19 protein-coding genes and 1 tRNA gene are annotated in these 18,845 nt (G+C 74.4%); 10 read left to right on the top strand and 10 right to left on the bottom strand.

Annotated elements, in window-relative coordinates:
• The first annotated feature begins 88 nt into the window (after window positions 1-88).
• Window positions 89-367 (top strand): hypothetical protein, encoded by a 279-nt coding sequence (locus ACY0MR_RS22930; RefSeq protein WP_473555044.1) that lies wholly within the window; start codon window positions 89-91, stop codon window positions 365-367.
• 76 nt (window positions 368-443) lie between these two features.
• Here ACY0MR_RS22930 and ACY0MR_RS22925 read toward each other — a convergent pair whose 3' ends face one another.
• Together ACY0MR_RS22925 and ACY0MR_RS22920 are read right to left on the bottom strand one after the other, a co-directional pair.
• On the bottom strand, window positions 444-1,256 hold the full coding sequence (locus ACY0MR_RS22925) for an RDD family protein (protein ID WP_473555041.1): 813 nt from the start codon (window positions 1,254-1,256) through the stop codon (window positions 444-446).
• A gap of 110 nt (window positions 1,257-1,366) precedes the next feature.
• Window positions 1,367-2,938 (bottom strand): RDD family protein, encoded by a 1,572-nt coding sequence (locus ACY0MR_RS22920; protein ID WP_473555039.1) that lies wholly within the window; start codon window positions 2,936-2,938, stop codon window positions 1,367-1,369.
• A gap of 323 nt (window positions 2,939-3,261) precedes the next feature.
• On the opposite strand from ACY0MR_RS22920, the gene ACY0MR_RS22915 reads away from it, so the two are divergent.
• Window positions 3,262-3,753: an SsgA family sporulation/cell division regulator gene (locus tag ACY0MR_RS22915; RefSeq protein ID WP_388798298.1), complete on the top strand. Its 492-nt coding sequence runs from the start codon at window positions 3,262-3,264 to the stop codon at window positions 3,751-3,753.
• 34 nt (window positions 3,754-3,787) lie between these two features.
• Here the strand turns inward: ACY0MR_RS22915 and ACY0MR_RS22910 are convergent, their stop codons facing one another.
• Complete coding sequence (locus ACY0MR_RS22910) at window positions 3,788-5,155, bottom strand: FAD-binding oxidoreductase (RefSeq protein ID WP_473555036.1); 1,368 nt, start codon at window positions 5,153-5,155, stop codon at window positions 3,788-3,790.
• Window positions 5,156-5,253: 98 nt separating this feature from the next.
• On the opposite strand from ACY0MR_RS22910, the gene ACY0MR_RS22905 reads away from it, so the two are divergent.
• The gene (locus ACY0MR_RS22905; RefSeq protein WP_473555033.1) at window positions 5,254-6,783 is read left to right on the top strand and encodes a tetratricopeptide repeat protein; all 1,530 of its coding nucleotides are present in this window, start codon (window positions 5,254-5,256) and stop codon (window positions 6,781-6,783) included.
• Between the two features lie 212 nt (window positions 6,784-6,995).
• Here the strand turns inward: ACY0MR_RS22905 and hppD are convergent, their stop codons facing one another.
• Window positions 6,996-8,135 carry a 4-hydroxyphenylpyruvate dioxygenase gene (gene hppD, locus ACY0MR_RS22900; RefSeq protein WP_388799666.1) on the bottom strand — a complete coding sequence of 380 codons (1,140 nt, stop codon included), beginning with the start codon at window positions 8,133-8,135 and terminating at the stop codon, window positions 6,996-6,998.
• Between the two features lie 136 nt (window positions 8,136-8,271).
• Here hppD and ACY0MR_RS22895 point away from each other — a divergent pair, with 136 nt between their 5' ends.
• The 4 genes from ACY0MR_RS22895 (at window position 8,272) to ACY0MR_RS22880 (ending at window position 11,021) form a co-directional block, all read left to right on the top strand.
• On the top strand, window positions 8,272-8,739 hold the full coding sequence (locus ACY0MR_RS22895) for an Lrp/AsnC family transcriptional regulator (protein ID WP_361857505.1): 468 nt from the start codon (window positions 8,272-8,274) through the stop codon (window positions 8,737-8,739).
• Between the two features lie 110 nt (window positions 8,740-8,849).
• Window positions 8,850-9,431: a helix-turn-helix domain-containing protein gene (locus tag ACY0MR_RS22890; protein ID WP_388798290.1), complete on the top strand. Its 582-nt coding sequence runs from the start codon at window positions 8,850-8,852 to the stop codon at window positions 9,429-9,431.
• Between the two features lie 19 nt (window positions 9,432-9,450).
• Window positions 9,451-9,645 (top strand): hypothetical protein, encoded by a 195-nt coding sequence (locus tag ACY0MR_RS22885; protein WP_388798287.1) that lies wholly within the window; start codon window positions 9,451-9,453, stop codon window positions 9,643-9,645.
• Window positions 9,642-11,021, top strand: coding sequence for an MFS transporter (locus tag ACY0MR_RS22880; RefSeq protein WP_404082822.1), 1,380 nt, complete (start codon window positions 9,642-9,644; stop codon window positions 11,019-11,021). Before ACY0MR_RS22885 ends, ACY0MR_RS22880 begins: the two co-directional genes overlap by 4 nt.
• Here ACY0MR_RS22880 and ACY0MR_RS22875 read toward each other — a convergent pair.
• Window positions 10,954-11,748: a S16 family serine protease gene (locus tag ACY0MR_RS22875; RefSeq protein ID WP_404082825.1), complete on the bottom strand. Its 795-nt coding sequence runs from the start codon at window positions 11,746-11,748 to the stop codon at window positions 10,954-10,956. The genes ACY0MR_RS22880 and ACY0MR_RS22875 overlap by 68 nt on opposite strands.
• Before the next feature lie 147 nt (window positions 11,749-11,895).
• On the opposite strand from ACY0MR_RS22875, the gene ACY0MR_RS22870 reads away from it, so the two are divergent.
• The gene (locus ACY0MR_RS22870; protein WP_404082828.1) at window positions 11,896-12,129 is read left to right on the top strand and encodes an ArsR family transcriptional regulator; all 234 of its coding nucleotides are present in this window, start codon (window positions 11,896-11,898) and stop codon (window positions 12,127-12,129) included.
• Here ACY0MR_RS22870 and ACY0MR_RS22865 read toward each other — a convergent pair.
• From ACY0MR_RS22865 to ACY0MR_RS22845, 5 genes are all read right to left on the bottom strand, one after another.
• Window positions 12,126-12,767, bottom strand: coding sequence for an IclR family transcriptional regulator (locus ACY0MR_RS22865; RefSeq protein WP_015033894.1), 642 nt, complete (start codon window positions 12,765-12,767; stop codon window positions 12,126-12,128). The genes ACY0MR_RS22870 and ACY0MR_RS22865 overlap by 4 nt on opposite strands.
• Window positions 12,768-13,288: 521 nt before the next feature.
• Window positions 13,289-15,082, bottom strand: coding sequence for a DEAD/DEAH box helicase (locus ACY0MR_RS22860; protein WP_388799663.1), 1,794 nt, complete (start codon window positions 15,080-15,082; stop codon window positions 13,289-13,291).
• A 105-nt stretch (window positions 15,083-15,187) separates the two neighbouring features.
• Entirely contained in the window at window positions 15,188-15,577 is a 390-nt protein-coding gene (locus ACY0MR_RS22855; protein ID WP_473555028.1) for a type II toxin-antitoxin system death-on-curing family toxin, read from the bottom strand.
• On the bottom strand, window positions 15,574-15,762 hold the full coding sequence (locus ACY0MR_RS22850; RefSeq protein WP_473555026.1) for a hypothetical protein: 189 nt from the start codon (window positions 15,760-15,762) through the stop codon (window positions 15,574-15,576). Before ACY0MR_RS22850 ends, ACY0MR_RS22855 begins: the two co-directional genes overlap by 4 nt.
• Window positions 15,763-15,802: 40 nt before the next feature.
• Complete coding sequence (locus ACY0MR_RS22845) at window positions 15,803-17,302, bottom strand: MFS transporter (protein WP_473555023.1); 1,500 nt, start codon at window positions 17,300-17,302, stop codon at window positions 15,803-15,805.
• A 181-nt stretch (window positions 17,303-17,483) separates the two neighbouring features.
• Between ACY0MR_RS22845 and ACY0MR_RS22840 the strand changes: the two genes are divergently transcribed.
• Both ACY0MR_RS22840 and ACY0MR_RS22835 read left to right on the top strand, forming a co-directional pair.
• Window positions 17,484-17,555, top strand: a tRNA-Cys gene (locus ACY0MR_RS22840).
• Between the two features lie 334 nt (window positions 17,556-17,889).
• On the top strand, window positions 17,890-18,795 hold the full coding sequence (locus tag ACY0MR_RS22835; protein ID WP_473555021.1) for a protein kinase family protein: 906 nt from the start codon (window positions 17,890-17,892) through the stop codon (window positions 18,793-18,795).
• Window positions 18,796-18,845 lie beyond the last annotated feature (50 nt).

The following is an 18,845-nucleotide window of genomic DNA, read 5'->3' as shown; positions in this document are numbered from 1 at the left end:
TCGTGGGTGAGGTCACGCTTACTTCGGTTCCGCCCGGGCATCCACGGACTTAGAGTCGAACCGTTGTCCTGAGAGGGCGGTACGTGTCATGCAGCGTCCGAACGCCGCGCAACTCACCTACGGTTCGGCCACCGTCGTCCTCGCGACCGTCGCCCTGCTGCTGCTCTCCGGTACGACGTCCACGCTCGGGATCACGGTGGTCTGCCTCGCGGGCCTGCTGATCGGACTGCTCGTGGCGGTGACGATGCCCCCGCGGACGGGCGGCGTCAAGACCACCGCGCGGACCGCCGCACCCGCCGCGTACGAAGAGGCCCGGGTCCCGACCGCGCGCGTGGGCGCGGGGGTCGACACCCGGACCGGTTCGTGACACCTCGTCCCCTCGTGCGCCCTCTCCGCCGGCCCGGACGACGCGGGCCCGACCGGCAAGATCCGAAAGAGACGGCCTAGCTCGGGACGGAGACCACGACCGTCTTGGCCGCCTTGTCGTGCAGACCCTGCTTGTAGGGCTTGTCGACCAGGATCAGGATGAGCAGGAGCAGCGGCCACAGGCAGGCGCAGCAGACCAGGGCGGGCAGCCACAGGACGATCGCGCGCAGCAGGGACTGGCTCATCGGGGGCGTCGAGCCGTCGTTGAGCATCGCGACCCGCAGCTTCATCCACTTCTTGCCGAGGGTCTGGCCGTTCTTGGCCGTCATCACCGTGTCGTAGGCGACGAACGCGACGATCGTGATCAGCTGGAAGACCAGCTGGCTGCCTCCGTTGAGGCTGTTGACCGTGTCGCCGAAGTCGTTCCCGTCCTCGGTCGCCCGCGAGTAGATCTTGAACGGAATGCCGATGATCGCGAGCGGGATCGCGACGATCAGCCAGTCGATGATCCGGGCGGCGATGCGCTTGCCCGACTCGGCGAGCGGCGGCATCCCGGAGAGCGGATCGGTCCCTCCGTACCCGGCGCCGTAGCCGCCGTACGGGGGCGGGGGCGGCGCGTTCTCGTACGGGGAGCCGCTCCCGGGGCCGTACGGCGAACCGCCCCCGGGCCCGTACGGACTCCCGGGCGGCGGACCCCCCGGCGGCGGTCCGCCCGGCGGCGGTCCGCCCGGCGGCGGTCCCCCGGGCGGCGGGCCGTCCGGGGGCGGGCCTCCCGGGGGCGGGCCGGCCGGCGGCGGCTGGCCCCCGGAGGGCGGCGGAGGCTCCTGCGGCCTCTTGAGGAACGGGTCCTCCTCGGGCGGCTGGCCGGGCGGCGGCTGGTCGGTGCTCATGGGGGCAGTGCATCCCGGGGCGGACGCCCCCGCAAGGAATCACCGCCCGTTCGGGGGACCCCCGCGCACGGAGGGCCGCCCGGCCCGGCCGGGCGGCAGCGGTCCGCGGATCAGCGCGCCACGAAGGTGCGGGCGGCCTTGTCGTGCCAGCACTGCCGCCAGGGGCGGTCGAAGAGGCACCACAGGACGTTGAGGACGCCGACGGCCAGGAGCCCCAGGACGCTGTAGACGAGCCAGCGCCGCAGCGCCGCCCCGAACCGCGGCGGCTGGTGCGCCTCGATGTCCCGCACCTCGATTCCGCACAGCCTCTTGCCGAGCGTGCGGCCCCACTTGGCGGTGGGCAGCACCTCGTACAGGACGCCGATGACGAAGAAGGCCGCCAGGGCGATGCCGAACTGCACGGAGGTCGTGCCGTCGACGAGCCACACCTGGACGGTGACGCCCGACTGCTCGGCCGCCTCGATCTTGCCGTCGATGTGGTCGAGGGCCGCGGTCACGAACGGGAAGGCGGCGGCGCCGGCGAGCGCGCCCAGGACGAGGCTGTCGACCAGCCGGGCGATCAGCCTGCGGCCGAGACCGGCGGGCCGCGCGGCGGCCTGGGCGCGGGCCGCCTGCACGAACAGGTCGTCGACGGGGGGCTTCCAGGGGACGACGGGCTGCTGCGGGTCCTGTCCCTGCGGGGCCGGCTGCGGGGCCTGCGGCTGCTGGGGCTGCGCCTGCCGGGCCCAGGAGGGGGTCGCGGGAGCGGGCGCCGGGGCGGGCGCCTGCGGCACGGGAGCGGGGGCGGCGGCCGCCGGCTCGGGGGCGGCGGGGCGAGGGGCCGGCCGGGGCTCGGGAGCCACCGGGGCGGGCTGGGGCCCGCGGGGTGCCGCCTCGGGTGCCGGGGCGGGGATCGGGGTGACCGGCATGCCGCCGAGGCGCGCGGCCCCGCCGGTGGCCCGGGGGTCCGTGGCGGGCGCGGCTGGAGCGGCGGGAGCGGCGGGAGCGGCGGCCCGGGCCGGGCCGTCGGGCTCGGATTCACCCGCACCGGCGACCGGCCAGTCCGCCGGGGTGCGCGGGTCGGGCGTCCGGGGCGCGCCCCAGGAGACCTTCCGGTCGAGGTCGCCCCCGAAGCCGGTCTGGCGGGAGGTGTCCGCCTGCCAGGCGGACGCGGGCTCGGCGGGGGCCGGCTCCTCGTCGAAGAAGAAGGGGCCGGTCTCCTCGACGGCGGGTACGGGGGCGAGCGCGGGCGCGCGGTCCTGGGCCGGCAGCGGCGCGGGCCCCCGGTCCTGGGCGGGCACGGGGGCGGCGGGACGCGCGGGCTCGGTCCGGGGCGCGGGCTGCGGCGGCTGCTGTTGCCCGGAGAGCCGCTGCGGCTCGTGCTGCGGGTGCGGCTCGTGGTGCGGCTGCGGCTCGCGCTGCGGCGGTTGCCGCTCCGGCTGCGACCGGGCCGGTTCCGGTTCGGGGCGGGCGGGCTGCGCGGGCGCGGCCGGTGCGGGTGCCGGGCCGGAGGCCAGGATCGGCCCGGCCGGGATCGCCGAGGCGGGCGGGCCCGGCGGAACCTCACCGTCCGTGGGCGCGGGCCTGCTCGTACCGGGGACCCAGGCGCCTCCGTTCCAGTACCGGATGTACCCGGGAATGGACGGGTCCGGGTAGTACCCCGCCTGCGGTACCTCTTCGCCGCCTCCAGGAGGAGTAGCCACTGCCCCGACTCCGTTCAGTCACAACGCCCTTGAACCGCGCGGCCGCGTGCCGGGCGTGCCGCGCCCAAGGAGGACAGTAACGAAGAACGCCCCCGAGGGAACAAAGAGCCCGCGAGAAAGCCCGCCTTCGAGGGGGACGCGGACCGGAATCGATCACTCCCGGTGATTCTCGGGCCGGTACATGCTCCCTTTCCCCGCCGGTCCACCCCGTCGCGGAAAACTTTCCCGGAAAAACTTCCCGAAGTCGCGTCATGAACGGCGGCCGGCCCGCTCTCTCCAGGTGAAGGCCCGACCGGGGCCGGTCAGCGAGAGGGAGTACGGCGATGCAGAACACCGACGACACCACCGTCGAGCGCGAGCTGGAGCTGAAGCTGGTGCTCTCCCCCGAGCGGGCCGTCCCCGTCCCCGCCCGCCTCGCCTACCGCACGGACGACCCGTACGCCGTCCACATCACGTTCCACATCGGCACCGACCACCCGGTCAACTGGACCTTCGCGCGCGAACTCCTGGTCGAGGGCGTGTTCCGCGCGTGCGGCCACGGTGACGTGCGGATCTGGCCCACGAAGGTCGACGGCCGCGGCGTCGTCCTGATGGCGCTCTCCTCCCCCGACGGTGACGCCCTGCTCGAAGCCCCCTCCCCGCAGGTGTCCGCCTGGCTGGAGCGGACCCTGCGCGCCGTGCCGCCGGGCACCGAGCCGGAGCGGCTCGGCCTCGACGACGGCCTCGCCGAGCTCCTGTCGAGCGCCGTGGCCGCGGACGAGCTGTGGCTGCGCGACCCGTGGCCGTCGGACGAGTCCCAGGACGGCGAGCTGTGACCCGCGCCGCCGCGCGCCCCCTCGGACCCCCGGCTCAGAAGAGCTTTCCGGGGTTGAGCAGTCCGAGGGGGTCGAAGGTCGCCTTGATCCCGCGCTGCAGTTCGAGACCGACCGGTCCCAGCTCCCGCGCCAGCCACTCCTTCTTGAGGACGCCCACGCCGTGCTCGCCGGTGATCGTGCCGCCGAGCGCGAGCCCGAGCGCCATGATCTCGTCGAAGGACTCCCGCGCGCGCCGGGACTCGTCCTCGTCGGTGTGGTCGAAGCAGACGACGGGGTGGGTGTTGCCGTCGCCCGCGTGCGCGCAGACGCCGATGGTGAGGTCGTACTTCTCCGCGACCGCCGCCGTGCCCGCGAGCATCTCGGCGAGCCGCGTCCGCGGCACGCAGACGTCGTCGATCATGGTCGCCGACTTGATCGTCTCCAGGGCCGTGAGGGACAGCCGGCGCGCCTGGAGCAGGAGTTCGGACTCCGCCGCGTCGGCGGCGGGGACGACCTCGGTGGCGCCCGCCGCCGCGCACAGCTCCGCCACCGCGGCCAGGTCGGCGGCCGGATCGGGGGTGTCGAAGGCACACAGGAGCAGCGCCTCGGTGGTGTCGGGCAGGCCCATACGCGCCATCCGGTTGACGGCCTGGACGGTGGTGCGGTCCATGAGTTCGAGCAGCGAGGGGGTGTGGCCGCGCTCCATGATCGTGCAGACGGCCGCGCAGGCGGCGGCCGCGGAGGGGAACTCGGCGGCCAGGGCGAGCTGCGCCGGAGGCTGCGGCCTGAGCTGGAGCACGGCCCGGACGACGATGCCGAGGCTGCCCTCCGAGCCGACGAAGAGCCTGGTCAGGTCATAGCCGGCGACGCCCTTGGCGGTGCGGCGGCCGGTGGTCAGGAGCCGGCCGTCGGCGAGCACGACGTCGAGGCCGAGGACGTACTCGGCCGTCACCCCGTACTTGACGCAGCACAGGCCGCCGGAGGCGGTGCCGATGTTCCCGCCGATGGTGCACGTCTCCCAGCTGGACGGGTCCGGCGGGTAGTACAGGCCGTGCTCGGCGACGGCCCGTGACAGCACGGCGTTGACGACACCCGGTTCGACGACGGCGATCCGGTCGACCGGGTTGACCTCCAGGATGCGGTCCATCTTCACCAGGGAGAGCACGATGCAGCCGTCGGAGGCGTTGGCGCCGCCGGAGAGGCCCGTGCGGGCTCCCTGGGGGACGACGGGGACGCGGAGTTCGGTGGCGGTGCGCATGACGTGCTGCACCTGCTCGACGGTCCGCGGGAGCACCACGACGGCGGGCGCGCCGGCCTCGCAGAAGCTCGCCATGTCGTTCGCGTAGGAGGCGGTCACGTCCGGATCGGTGAGCAGCGCCTCGGCCGGGAGCCCGGCGCTCAGCCGCGTCAGAAGATCGTCCATGCCTCCAGCGTGGCACCCGGGGCCATCGGTGTGAACCCGCCGGGGCGGGCGCTTCGTGTGCTCTTCGTACAGCCGCGGGCGGGAGGACAGTGAGCGCCATGAAGACGCAGAACGTGTCGAGGGCGGTCCTGGCGGCCGGCGCGGGCGCGGTGCTCGCGGCGACGGCGCTCCTGTACGTCCCCGAGCTCCTCGACCAGGGGCCGCCGCCCCCGCCGGGTCCGGCGGAGCGGGCGACGATCGCGGCCCACGCGGGCGCGCAGGCCTCCCTTCCGGACCTGGCGGCGCTGATCGCGGACCGGGAGGGGTGGCTGCGCGACCACCCGGACGACGACGCGTCCTGGGCGCGGCTCGGCGCGGCCTACACGGAGCGGGGTGCGCGGCTCGGCGACGTACGGGACTACCCGCGCGCCGAGCGGGCGCTGCGGCGTTCGCTCGCCGAACGGCCCGCCGCGCGCGGCAACACGGCGGCCCAGCTGGCCATGGGGGCGCTGGCGGGGGCGCGGGGCGACTGGAGGACGGCCAGGGAGTGGGGCGAGAAGGCCCGGAAGGCCGATCCGCGCGGCTGGTCGGCGTATCCGGTGCTGATGGACGCGTACAACGGCCTCGGGGACTACAAGGCGGCCCAGAAGGCGATGGAGACCCTGGAGGGGCGCCACGCGGGCGCGATGGTGCGGACGCGGGCCGCGCAGACGTACCGCGACCGCGGCTGGCGCGAGGACGCCGACGCGGCGGCCCACGCCGCGGTGGCGCTCGCGGAGGCGGCCCCGGACAAGGCGGCGGCGCTGGCCCGGCTCGGGGACCTGGCCTGGGAGCGGGGCGAGCCGGAGGAGGCGCTCGCGCGGTTCGGGGCGGCGCTGGCGCAGGTGCGGGACCACGGGCCCGCGCTCGCGGGCCGGGCGCGGGCCCTGGCGGCGCTGGGCCGGACCGACGAGGCACTGCGGGACTGGCGGGCGGCGCTGGCCCGGCTGCCGCTCCCCGAATACGTCCTGGAGGCGGGCGAGCTGTCGGAGTCGCTGGGTCTCGACGAGGAGGCGCGGGCGCTGTACGCGCGGCTGCGGACCGGTGCGTGGGCCGGCGGCGAGGTGTCGCTCGCGCTGCTCGACGCGGACCACGGGAGCGCGGCGGGGGCGGTCGCCCGGATGCGGGCGGAGTGGGCGCGGGGGCACCGCTCGGTGCGGGTCGCCGACGCGCTCGGGTGGGCGCTGTACCGGGCGGGGCAGCCGAAGGAGGCGCTGGAGTACGCGAGCCGGGCCACCGAGGAGGGGCTGCGGAGCGCGCTCTTCGCGTACCACCGGGGCGAGATCGAGCGGGCCCTCGGGGAGGAGGGTCCGGCCCGGCGGCACGTGGCGGAGGCGCTGCGGATCAACCCGCACTTCTCGCCGCTGCTCGTCCCGAGGGCGCAGGAGGCGCTGGCGGCGCTCGGCGAGCCGTCGGACGAGCTCCCGAGGGAACTCCGTCCGGAGCGGGAGGAGGTGCGGCAGGCGGGGTCGCGCGCACCGGCGAAGCCGATGAAGCCGGCGAGGCCCGTGAAGCCGGCCGCCCAGGCGGGACCGGCGGGCCAGACGGCCCCGGGGGCTCAGGCGGGAACGGCGGCTCTGGCGGGACCGGCCGGCGGAGGCACCCCATAGGGACGGTGCCCCGGCCCACCCCCCGCGTGGGCCGGAACCCGCCGGCTGATGGGCTCGCCCCGTGCCCGGGCGCCCCGTGGCCGTGCCCCGCGTCCGGGCGGGCGCGGGGCACGCGGGCAGGGGGTACGGGCCGGGGGACGCCGGCCGGGGACGTGCCGACAGGGGTGAGGGCCCGGGGCAGGAGCCCCGGGCCCTCGTGGTGCGCGTCCCCGTCAGAGGTTGCCGCGCTTCTCCTGCTCGCGCTCGATCGCCTCGAAGAGGGCCTTGAAGTTGCCCTTTCCGAAGCCCATCGAACCGTGGCGCTCGATCATCTCGAAGAAGACGGTCGGGCGGTCCTGGACCGGCTTGGTGAAGATCTGCAGCAGGTAGCCGTCCTCGTCGCGGTCGACGAGGATCTTCAGCTCGCGCAGCGTCTCCACGGGCACGCGGGTCTCGCCGGCCCACTCGCCGAGGGTGTCGTAGTACGAGTCGGGGGTGTCGAGGAAGGAGACACCGGCGGCCCGCATCGCGCGCACGGTGGCGACGATGTCGTTGGTGGCGAGCGCGATGTGCTGGACGCCGGCGCCGCCGTAGAACTCCAGGTACTCGTCGATCTGCGACTTCTTCTTCGCGATCGCGGGCTCGTTGATCGGGAACTTCACCTTGAGGGTGCCGTCCGCGACGACCTTCGACATGAGGGCGGAGTACTCGGTGGCGATGTCGTCGCCCACGAACTCCTTCATGTTGGTGAAGCCCATGACCTTGTTGTAGAAGCCGACCCAGTCGTTCATCCTGCCGAGCTCGACGTTGCCGACGCAGTGGTCGATGGCCTGGAAGGTGCGCTTGGCCGGCGGCTCGACGATCGGCTTGGCGGCGACGAAGCCGGGGAGGTACGGGCCGTCGTAGCCGGAGCGCTCGACGAGGGTGTGGCGGGTCTTGCCGTACGTGGCGATGGCGGCGAGGACGACGGTGCCGTGCTCGTCCTTCACCTCGTGCGGCTCGGTGAGGCCGGTGGCGCCGTGCTCGACGGCGTAGGCGTACGCGGCGCGGGCGTCCGGCACCTCGATGGCCAGGTCGACGACGCCGTCGCCGTGCTCGGCGACGTGGTCGGCGAGGAAGCGGCCCCGGTCGGTGGCGACCTTGATGACGGAGGTGAAGACGAAGCGGGCGGCGCCGTTGGTGAGGACGTAGCTGGCCGTCTCGCGCGAGCCGTTCTCCGGTCCGGAGTAGGCGACGAGCTTCATGCCGAAGGCCGTGGAGTAGTAGTGCGCGGCCTGCTTGGCGTTGCCGACGGCGAAGACGACCGCGTCCATTCCCTTGACCGGGAAGGGATCGGCCTTACGCGCGGTGGAAGGGTCGGAATCGATGATCATCGAGGTGTCTGCCATGGCGTCAATGTCCCGCCGTTCGGCAAGGTGCGCAAGAGTTCGTTGTTCTGCTGGTCAATCTGTACAGCGGCAGGCCAGTATGGCCGTGCGACTTGTACATCCTGACCACGGGGAGACCGTTGTGGCGATCGATCATTTGGACGGCCGGCTGATCACGCTTCTCGCGCGTGAGCCGCGCATAGGGGTCCTGGAGGCCTCGCGACGCCTCGGGGTGGCCCGCGGGACGGTGCAGGCGCGCCTCGACAGACTCCAGGCGACCGGGGTGATCCGCGGCTTCGGCCCGCAGGTGGACCCGGCGGCGCTGGGCTATCCGGTGACGGCCTTCGCGACGCTGGAGATCAAGCAGGGGCAGGGGGCGGACGTGCGGGGGCACCTGGCGACGGTGCCGGAGGTGCTCGAACTGCACACGACGACGGGCCACGGCGACATGCTCTGCCGCCTGGTCGCCCGCTCCAACGCCGACCTCCAGCGGGTGATCGACAAGGTGGTCGGCTTCGAGGGGATCGTGCGGGCATCGACGGCGATCGTGATGGAGAACCCGGTGCCGCTGCGGATCATCCCGCTGGTGGAGCAGGCGGCGCAGGAGTAGCGGGGCGCGGGAGGCCCGCGAGACCCGGGCGGCCCCGGGAGGCACTGCTGCAAAGAAGTACTTGCAAAGAAACCCTTGCAAGTACTTCTTTGCAACTCTACGCTCGACCCATGTCCGAGCCCGAGGCGTTCCCGACCCGCCCCCTCGACCCGCGCACCCTGCGCGGGCTCGCCCACCCCCTGCGCATCCAGCTGCTGCGCGCCCTGCGCACCCACGGCCCCGCCACCGCCTCCCGACTCGGGGAGCGGCTGGGCGAGTCCAGCGGCGCCACCAGCTACCACCTGCGCCAGCTCGCGGCCTACGGCTTCGTCGAGGACGACCCGAGCCGGGGCAAGGGGCGCGAACGGTGGTGGAAGGCGGCCCAGCAGGGCGTGACCGTCGACGAGTCGCTCTCCCGGAACCCGGACCCGGCCGTCCGCGGCGCCCTCGACCTCTACGTCCACGAGATCGCGACCATCCACACCCAGGAACTGAGCACCTACCTCGGCACCCGGCACGACTGGGACGACGCCTGGCTCGGCGTGTCCGACATGAGCGACTTCACGCTGCGCCTGCCCCCCGAGAAGCTCCGCGAGCTCGACGCGCGGATGCACGCGCTCATCGAGTCGTACCGGGGCGTCGAGGAGGCCGACGCGCCGGACGCCGAGCGCGTACGGATCCATCTGCACGCGTTCCCGCAGCGCGAGAACTGACGGAAGGGAAGACGGAGTCATGCACCCCGACATACACCTCCAGCTCCACCGGCTGCACGCCGCCGAGCTGCGGAACGAGGCCGCCGCCGCTCCGCGCGCCCCCGGCCGCCCGCCCGGCCGCCTGCTCCGCGTCCAACTCGGCTGGCGGCTCGTCGAGCTGGGACTGCGCCTGGCCACTCCCCCGCACCACCGCGCGGCCCCCCTGGCCGCATGACCGCGCCGGGGGGAGACGACGCCGCGGGGACGGGCGCGGCAGGGCGGGAACGGATCCCCCTCGCCACCGTCCTCACCGCCAACGCCGTCTCGATCACGGGAAACTCACTCACCCTCATCGGCGTCCCGTGGTTCGCGCTGGACACCACGGGAAGCCCCGGCAAGGCCGGCTTCGTCGCCTTCTGCGCGGCCCTGCCCGTCCTCGTCTCCGCGATCGCCGGCGGCCCGGTCGTCGACCGGATCGGCCGCCGCCGGGTCAGCATCGCCTCCGACCTGGTCTGCGCCCTCGCGCTCGCCGCGATCCCGCTGCTGCACCGCGCCGGACTCCTGGAGTTCTGGACGCTGTGCGCCCTGATGGCGGTCAACGGCCTCTTCCACGCGCCCGGGGAGATGGCCCGGCACGTCCTGGTGCCGGACCTCGCCCGGCGCGCCGGGACCTCGCTCCCGCGGGCCGCCAGCCTGTACGACGCCGTGGCGCGCGGCGCGCGGATGGCGGGCGCCGCGGTCGCCGGGCTCCTCGTGGCGTTCATGGGCGCCGACACGGTCCTGCTCCTCGACGCGACGACCTTCGTGTTCTCCGCGCTGCTCGTCGCCGCGGGCCTGCGCGGGGTGCCGTCGGCGGAGCCCGTACGGGACGGCCCCCGCCTCTCCCCGGCCCGCTACCGGGCCGATCTGCGCGAGGGGTACGCCTTCCTGTTCCGCGCGCGGCTGCTGCTCGGCATCACGGTGATGGTGATGGTCACCAACGGCCTCAGCCAGAGCTGGAGCGCGGTGCTGCTGCCGGTCCACGCGCGCGAGGAGCTGGGCGGCCCGGCCACGCAGGGCCTGCTCGTGTCGGTCTTCGGCGGCTGCGCACTCGTCGGCGCCCTGCTCTACGGGGCGATCGGCCAGCGCTTCCCGCGCCGGGCCGTCTTCACGGCCGGCTTCCTCCTCGGGGGCGCCCCGCCGTACCTGGTGGCCGCGCTCACCGGTACCACCGCGCCCCTGCTCGTGACGCTCGCGGCGGCCGGGTTCGGCGTCGGCGTCCTCAACCCGATCCTGACCACGGTGATGTACGAGCAGGTCCCCGACGCCCTGCGCAGCCGGGTGATGGGCGCGAGCACGGCGGGGGTGCTGCTGACGACTCCGCTGGGCGGTCTGGCGGCCGGTTTCCTCGTCGAGCGCGCCGGCCTGACCGCGGCCCTGCTGGGGATCGGCGGGCTCTACTTCCTCGCGACGCTCTCGCCGCTGCTCTTCCCGGCGTGGCGGGGCATGGACGCCCCGCCGCCGGAGCGGGCGGCCGGCGACGGCGCACCCGCCGGTGCACCGGTCAGCAGCGCGGAACCTTCGCCTCCTGCCCCTGTTCCAGGGCCTTCAGGGAGGCCACCGCGTCACTGAGCGCGGTGACGGGGATGAGCCGCATGCCCTTCGGCAGCTCCGCCTGGGCGTCGGAGCACTCGGCCTTCGGCACGAGGAAGACGGTGGCCCCGTCGCGCGCCGCGGCCTGGGTCTTCAGCGAGACCCCGCCGACGGCGCCGACCGCGCCGTCGGCGTCGATGGTCCCCGTGCCGGCGATGATCCGGCCCCCGGTGAGGTCGCCGCCCGCGCCGTCGCCGTCGAGCTTCTCGACGATGCCGAGGGAGAAGAGCAGCCCCGCGCTCGGCCCGCCGATGTCGGCGAGGTTCAGGTCCACCTCGACCTTCCCGGGGTCCTCGTCGAGGTAGTCGAGGGCCGCGACGGTGGCGGCGTCCTGGGACTCCTTCATCTGGCCGAGGTTGCGCTTCTCGACCTCGGCGTCGGACTTCCCGGGGGGATAGACGGAGTTGCGCGGCAGGACGGCCCGGTCCGTGCGGAACCAGGCGTCGGCCACGTCCCCGAGGTCGACGTCCGTGGACGGTCCCGTCGCGATGATCGTGGTCATCCGCAGCTGCCCCTCGGAGGACCGGACCGGGGCGCCGGTGATCGTGATGACCTGCCGGCCCTTGTCCTCGCCGAGCACGTCGGCGGTCGTACCGGGCTGCGCGATGGCGTAGGGCAGCGGCGCGAGCGCGACGACGGCGAAGAGCGCGGCGACGGGCAGCGCGCAGACCGCGAGCGCCTTGGGACGGGAGAGACTGGAGAGCACCCGTCCAATCTACTGGGCGCCCACCCCTACCGGACCGGGGACGCGGACCGGTGCCCCTGCCCGCGCCCGTGTCCGGGTACGGGCAGGTGGCGGGCGAAGAAGGTCCGTACGAGCCTCCGCACCCGGACCGAGGTCCTGCGGGCCCTGGTGGAACCCCGCACGACGACCGACCTCGCCCGCCGCACGGGCGTCAGCAACGCGACGGCGTCGGCCCACGCGGCGGCGCTGCGGGGAGCCGGTCTGATCACCACGACCAGGACGGGCCGGTCGGTCCACCACGAGCGCACCCCGCTCGGCGCGCTCCTGCTGGCGGACCCTGCGGCGGGGAGCCGCGGCGGGAGGGCGACGACGGGGCCCGGGAGGTGTCCGGAAACGGTCTAGCGCAGGGCGTCGGCGACCTCACGGGCCGCGTCGACCACCCGGGGGCCGACCCGCTCCGGCACCGCGTCCGCGAGCATCACGACGCCGACGCTGCCCTCGACCCCCGTCACGCCGACCAGCGGGGCGGCCGCGCCGCTCGCGCCGGCCTCCAGTTCGCCGTGGGTGAGGGTGAAGCCCGGTTCGATCAGGCCGCCCTGGCGCGCGGCGAGGATCGCCCGGCCCGCGGCACCGCGGTCGAGGGGATGGCGGAAGCCGGCCCGGTAGGCCACGTGGTAGTCGGTCCAGGTCGGTTCGACGACCGCGACCGCGAGCGCCTCCGCGCCGTCGACCAGCGTCAGGTGGGCCGTCGCCCCGATGTCCTCGGCGAGCGAGCGGAGCGCGGGGAGCGCGGCCTCTCGGACGAGGGGGTGGACCTGGCGGCCCAGCCGGAGCACGCCGAGGCCGACGCGGGCACGTCCGCCGAGGTCGCGGCGGACGAGGGCGTGCTGCTCCAGCGTGGCGAGCAGACGGTAGACGACGGTCCGGTTGACACCGAGTTTGTTGGACAACTCGGTGACGGTCAGGCCGTGGTCGGTGTCGGCGAGCAGTTTGAGGACTCTGAGTCCCCGGTCGAGCGTCTGGGAGGTCTCCGCGGTCACGACGCCCTCTCCTTCGGAGTGAGTGGCGACGGGCTCTCACGGGGTTGCGTCACCGGTCCCGTCGGCGACGCACGTCAGAGGCCGCCGGCAGGAAGGGGTACACCGGCTGCGCTCCGCGGCGGCGCTGCCACGGGGCGTTTGCTTTTGAGCCGGGACAGTAGCGACCCGCTCCGCTCAGCGGAAGACCTCGTCCAGAATCCGGGCGCCGACGAGCGAAAGGAGACGGTTCGGGACCTTCGTCGGTCGCATGCGGGACTTTGGCGGACAAGATCGGCTTTGTCGTGCCCGTAGCGTGGAGGGGCTCGGAGGCCGACCGTGGGGGCCGGTCTCCGACGCCCGTCCCGCCGCGGTTCCTTCACCGGTTTCGCCGCCGCGGGACGAGCGAGGCCCGTACGAACGACCGTCGTACGGGCCTCGGCCGTTCCTCGGCCGTTCCTCCGAACCGCCTCGCCGCGCCCGTACGGGCGACCGGACGGCCGGGGGCGGGGGCGATCCCCCGGCGGGGGTCACGCACGCGGGGGTCACCGCATGCGGGTCGCCCACTCCTGCACCTTCTTGATCCGCTCCCGGATCTGGCCGGCGGTGGCCTCCGCGCTCGGCGGCCCGCCGCAGACCCGGCGCAGCTCCGTGTGGATCACACCGTGGGGCTTGCCGGACTGGTGGACGTACGCGCCGACCATGGTGTTGAGCTGCTTGCGCAGCTCCAGCAGTTCCTTGTGGGAAACGACGGGGCGCCGCTCGGCGGGGAGTTCGAGCAGGTCGGCCTCCTCGTCCGGCTTCTTGCGGCTGTGCGCGATCTGCCGGGCCTGGCGCTTCTGGAGGAGCAGCTGGACCTGGTCGGGTTCGAGGAGGCCGGGGATGCCGAGGTAGTCCTGCTCCTCGGCGCTGCCCGGGTGGGCCTGCATGCCGAACTCGGCGCTGTTGTAGAGGACGCGGTCGAAGACGGCGTCGGACTCCAGCGCCTCGAAGGGCAGCATGTCCTGCTCGCCGGTGTCCTCGTCCTGCTGCCGCTCGGCCTCGGCGAGCTCCTTCTCGGACTCGGCGTAGGGGTCCTCCTCGCCGTGCTTCTTGGGCTTGTCGAGGACGTGGTCCCGCTCGACCTCCATCTCGTTGGCGAAACCGAGGAGGCTGGGGATCGTCGGAAGGAACACGGACGCGGTCTCGCCGCGCCTGCGCGAACGCACGAAGCGGCCGACGGCCTGGGCGAAGAACAGCGGGGTCGAGATCGTCGTCGCGTACACGCCGACGGCGAGGCGGGGCACGTCGACGCCCTCGGACACCATGCGGACGGCGACCATCCAGCGGTCGTCGCTCTCGCTGAACTCGTCGATGCGGTTCGAGGCGCCGGTGTCGTCGGAAAGCACGACGGTCGCCTTCGTGCCGGTGATCTCGCGGATCAGCTTGGCGTACGAGCGGGCCGAGTCCTGGTCGGAGGCGATGACGAGGCCGCCCGCGTCCGGGATGGACTTGCGGACCTCGGTGAGTCGCCGGTCGGCGGCGCGCAGGACGTTCGGCATCCACTCGCCCTTGGCGTCCAGGGCGGTCCGCCAGGCCTGGGAGACGGCGTCCTTCGTCATCGGCTCGCCGAGGCGCGCGGCGATCTCGTCGCCGGCCTTGGTGCGCCAGCGCATGTTGCCGCTGTAGGAGAGGAAGATGACGGGCCGGACGACGCCGTCGCCGAGGGCGTTGCCGTAGCCGTAGGTGTAGTCGGCGGAGGAGCGCCGGATGCCGTCGTTCCCCTCCTCGTACGTGACGAAGGGGATCGGGTTGGTGTCGGAGCGGAACGGGGTGCCGGTCAGCGCGAGGCGCCGGGTGGCGGGCTCGAAGGCCTCCAGGCAGGCCTCGCCCCAGGACTTGGAGTCTCCGGCGTGGTGGATCTCGTCGAGGATGACGAGGGTCTTGCGCTGCTCGGACCGGTTGCGGTGCAGCATCGGGCGGACGCCGACGCCGGCGTAGGTGATGGCGACCCCGTCGTACTCCTTGCTGAGCGGTCCGGCGCTGTAGTCCGGGTCCAGCTTGATCCCTATCCGCGCGGCGGCGGCGGCCCACTGCTTCTTGAGGTGCTCGGTGGGCGCGACGACGGTGATCTGCTGCACGACGTGGTGGTGCAGCAGCCAGGACGCGAGGGTCAGGGCGAAGGTGGTCTTGCCGGCGCCTGGTGTGGCGACCGCGAGGAAGTCACGGGGCTGCTCCTGGATGTACCGCTCCATCGCGCCCTGCTGCCAGGCTCGCAGCTTGCCGGCGGTACCCCAGGGGGCCCGTCCCGGGAAGGCGGGAGAGAGGTGATGGGAGGAGGTGGTGGTAGTAGTCACGATCTCCGGTTCGACGCTCGTCCAGATATGACAACCGGGCCACCTTACCGGTGCGGGCGTCGCGACCCGCCCCGCCCGAAGGCGTGGCGGGTGCGCTTGAGACGGTCCTCACAGCCTGCGAAGGCGGCGCGCGATGTCCGGAATGTCCCCCAGTTCGCCGCCGGCCACGCCGATGACCAGGGCGTATGCCCGTTCGAGGTCGGCATCGGCGAGATCGACTCCGTTGACGGCGAGGAAGGTGGCCGCGGACAGCCATGCCGCCCGCTTGTTCCCGTCGACGAAGGGGTGGTTCGTGGCGACCGCGTGCAGCAGCGCGGCAGCCTGCTCGTACACGTCCTCGTACGCGCTCTCCCCGAACATCCGGGCCCGCGGCCGGTGCACGGCGGACGCCAGCAGCCCGGGCGCCCGCAGCTCGGGTACCCCGTCCCCGGTGAAGGCGATCCGGGCGACCTCGGTGGCCTCGTCGACCGTGAGGAAGCGCGTGGTGGCGTCGCTCATTCTCCGAGCCTCCTCAGGAGGGCATCGTGCACCCGGGCGAGGCGCAGGGCCTCACGGTGTACGAGCTCGGCCTCGGCGGCAAGCAGCCGCCCGCAGGCCTCGGCGGCCAACTCCTCCGGGGTGACACCCCGGGCATCAGCGAGGTCGGCGAACCCGTCACCGACCGGAACGGTCGTCTCACGCATGTACGGAGAGTAGGAGACGGCGACTGCGGCGGCGACGGATTCAGGCCGGGCCGTCCGCGCCGGCGTGCAGCCGCGTCGCGACCCACGCCCCCACCGCCGCCACCCCCGCCATCGGCAGGAAGACCGCCGCGAAGGCCCCGGGATGGGAGCCCGTGGCCGCGGAGGAGGTGACCGCGTGGCCCACCGCCCCGCCGCCGAGCGCCGCGAAGGCCGCGCCGCCCGCGGCGAGGAGCAGGACGTTGGACAGGCCGTCGGAGATCTGCAGCGCGGCGGAGTTGGCGCCGACCTCCTCGGGCGCGGAGAGCTTCATGAGGAGCACGCTCGTCGAGGCGATCACCGCGCCCATGCCGAGGCAGCCGAGCCCCCAGGCGGCCGCCACGACCCACACCGGCACGGCGGTGATCAGGACGCTCGGGGCCGCCGCGATGGCGATCGCGACCAGGACCATGCCGAGGACGACGAGCCGCTCCCGGTACGGCTCCGTCCACGGCCGGGCCTGGATCCAGGAGCCGAGGGCCCAGGTGAGGCCGCCGGCGGCGAGGGAGAGCCCGGCCAGGGTGGGGCTGAGGCCCCGCTGGGTGACCAGCATCAGCGGCACGAAGGACTCGGCCGCGATGAAGGCGCCCGCGGCGATGCCGCGGAGCAGGACGACGGACGGCAGGCCGCGGGCCGCCCGGTAGGTGCCGTGCGGAAGGAGCCCGCGGACCGCCGGCATCAGGAACGCGATGCCGGCCGCGGCCGGCAGCAGCGCGAGCCAGCGCAGCTCCTGCCCCGCGTACTGCAGGAGCGCGGCGCCCACCGAGATGCCCAGCGCGAGCCGGATCCGGCGCCGGTCCCAGGGCGCGACGGGCGCGGACGGGTCGGCGGGGCCGGAGGCGGTGCGGCGTATCGCGGGGAGGGCGAGGGCGAGCGGGAAGACGACGAGGACGGGGATGCCGACGAAGACCCAGCGCCAGCCGAGGTGCTCGGTGATCGTTCCGGCGGCGAGCGGGCCGACGACGGAGGGGACGACCCAGCTCGCGGCGAACGCGGCCATGATCGCCGGCCTGAGGTGCTCGGCGTAGGCGCGGCCCACCACCACGTACAGGGCGACGATGACGAGCCCGCCGCCCAGGCCCTGGACGGCCCGCCCGAGGATGAACAGCCACATGGCGCCGGCCGTCCCGGAGAGCAGCAGCCCGGCGGCGAAGGCGCTGATGCCGGCGGTCAGCGGGGCGAGCGGTCCGAGCCGGTCGGACCACTGGCCCGCCAGGACCATGGCGAAGAGGCTGGTGGTGAAGTAGGCGGAGAAGGCGAACGCGTAGAGGGGGATGCCGTCCAGCTCGCGGGCGGCCACCGGCATCGCGGTGCCGACGGCGGTCGCCTCGAAGGCGATGAGCAGCACGACGGAGACCATGCCGATGCTGAGCGCCCGATGGGTCGCGTCGAGGACGGACCCCTTGGCGGCTTCTTCGTGCGGGGCCAGGGGTCCGGGTCTCCGGGCGACGTCGGCGGCCGCGTCTGCGGCCGCCTCGGCGTCGCGGGGTTCGAGGGCGCTCATTCCCCCAGAGTAAGAGGTGTAGCCGTAAATGACCCCTGTCAGGAGTCCCGGTGCGACTCAGCCCTTGGACGTACGACTGTGAACGCGGTGTGGCGGCACCATTGCAGTCCCGTGGCACGGCCCCGGAACCCCTTGAGCCCCTCCCGGCCCCCGCCTACGGTCGTTCTCGTCAGCACCGCACGACCGTGTGCCCGAGTGGTTGAGGGGCTCGCCTGCAAAGCGAGTTACGTGGGTTCGAATCCCGCCACGGTCTCCGAGGATCCCCTGATCGCCACGGGGATCGACGCCCGGCGCCCGCCCCCTCCACAGGGGCCGGGCGCCGGGCGCTTTCCGTGGTGAGGGGGCCGCGTGGTGCCCCGGAACCGCGAAGGCCGTACGACCCTACGGATCCCGCGCGGCCGACGGGTCGCACGGATCCCACAGGCGCCACAGGTCCTCACGGCCCCACAGGCCCCGCGCGTCCCACAGGTCACACCGGCCCCCCTCACGCACCCCGCACACGCCCCCTCCCCCCTGCCGCGACCCGCCTCGATAGGCTCGTCCCGCCCCGTCACCACGGGCGCACGGACGACGGGGGAGCACGGACGGTGGAGCAGTCGCGCACGCAACAGGGGTCCACGCGCCCGGAATCGGCGCGGCGGACCGGTCCGTACCGGCTGATCACCCGCCTCGACCCGCCCCGAGCGGTCGTGCCCTGCCGCCGGTTCGTCGCCCGCACGGAGGACGGCGAGCACACCGTGCTGCTCAGCACCCCGCTGCCCGGCACGGACGCCGCCCGGTTCGCCGCCGAGGCCGACGCCGCGCGCTTCCTGCTCGGCCCGTGGATCGCGCCGGTCACGGCCGTCGCCGGGCCCGGCGACCCCCCCTGGTACGCCGGCCCGTACGTCCCCGCACTCCCGTTGCCCGTGGCGCTCGCCGTCCACGGCGGCCCCCTGCCCGACAGCACCGTCCGGGCCGTCGGGGCCGCACTCGCCGAAGCCCTGGCCGCCGCGCACGGCCAGGGCCTCACCCACGCGGGCCTGTCCCCAGCCGCCGTCCTGCTGACCGCGGACGGACCCCGGCTGACCTGCTTCGGCGCGGTACGGGCCGCCGCGCCCGACGGACAGCCGCGCACCGGACTGCCCGGCCTCGAACCGGGGGCGCTCGCCCCCGAGCAGGCCTCGGGAGGCCGGCCGCGTCCGCCGGGCGACGTCTTCGCGCTGGGCGCCGTCCTGGCCTACGCCGCCACCGGGCACACCGTGCCCGAACGCGACGAACTCCCGCCCGCCCTGCGCCCGGTGATCGCCGCCTGCCTGGCCCGCGACCCGGCGGACCGGCCCGCGGCGGCCGAGCTGACGGCCCGGCTCGCCCCGCCGACGACCCACGGCACCGTCCTGAACTCGGCCGGGTCCCTCCTCGCCCCGGGCTGGCTGCCGGGCCGGGTGGTGGCGGCGCTCGCCCGCCAGTCCTCGGAGCTCCTCGCCGCCGAACTCCCGGCCCCGGCAAGGGTCTGAGACCAGCCCCCGCCCCGCCGCCCCTCCCGCCCTCCCCCCGGACCTGACGG

The organism is Streptomyces sp. JN8 (assembly GCF_055808075.1).
This window is presented reverse-complemented; position numbering and strand designations above follow the sequence as displayed.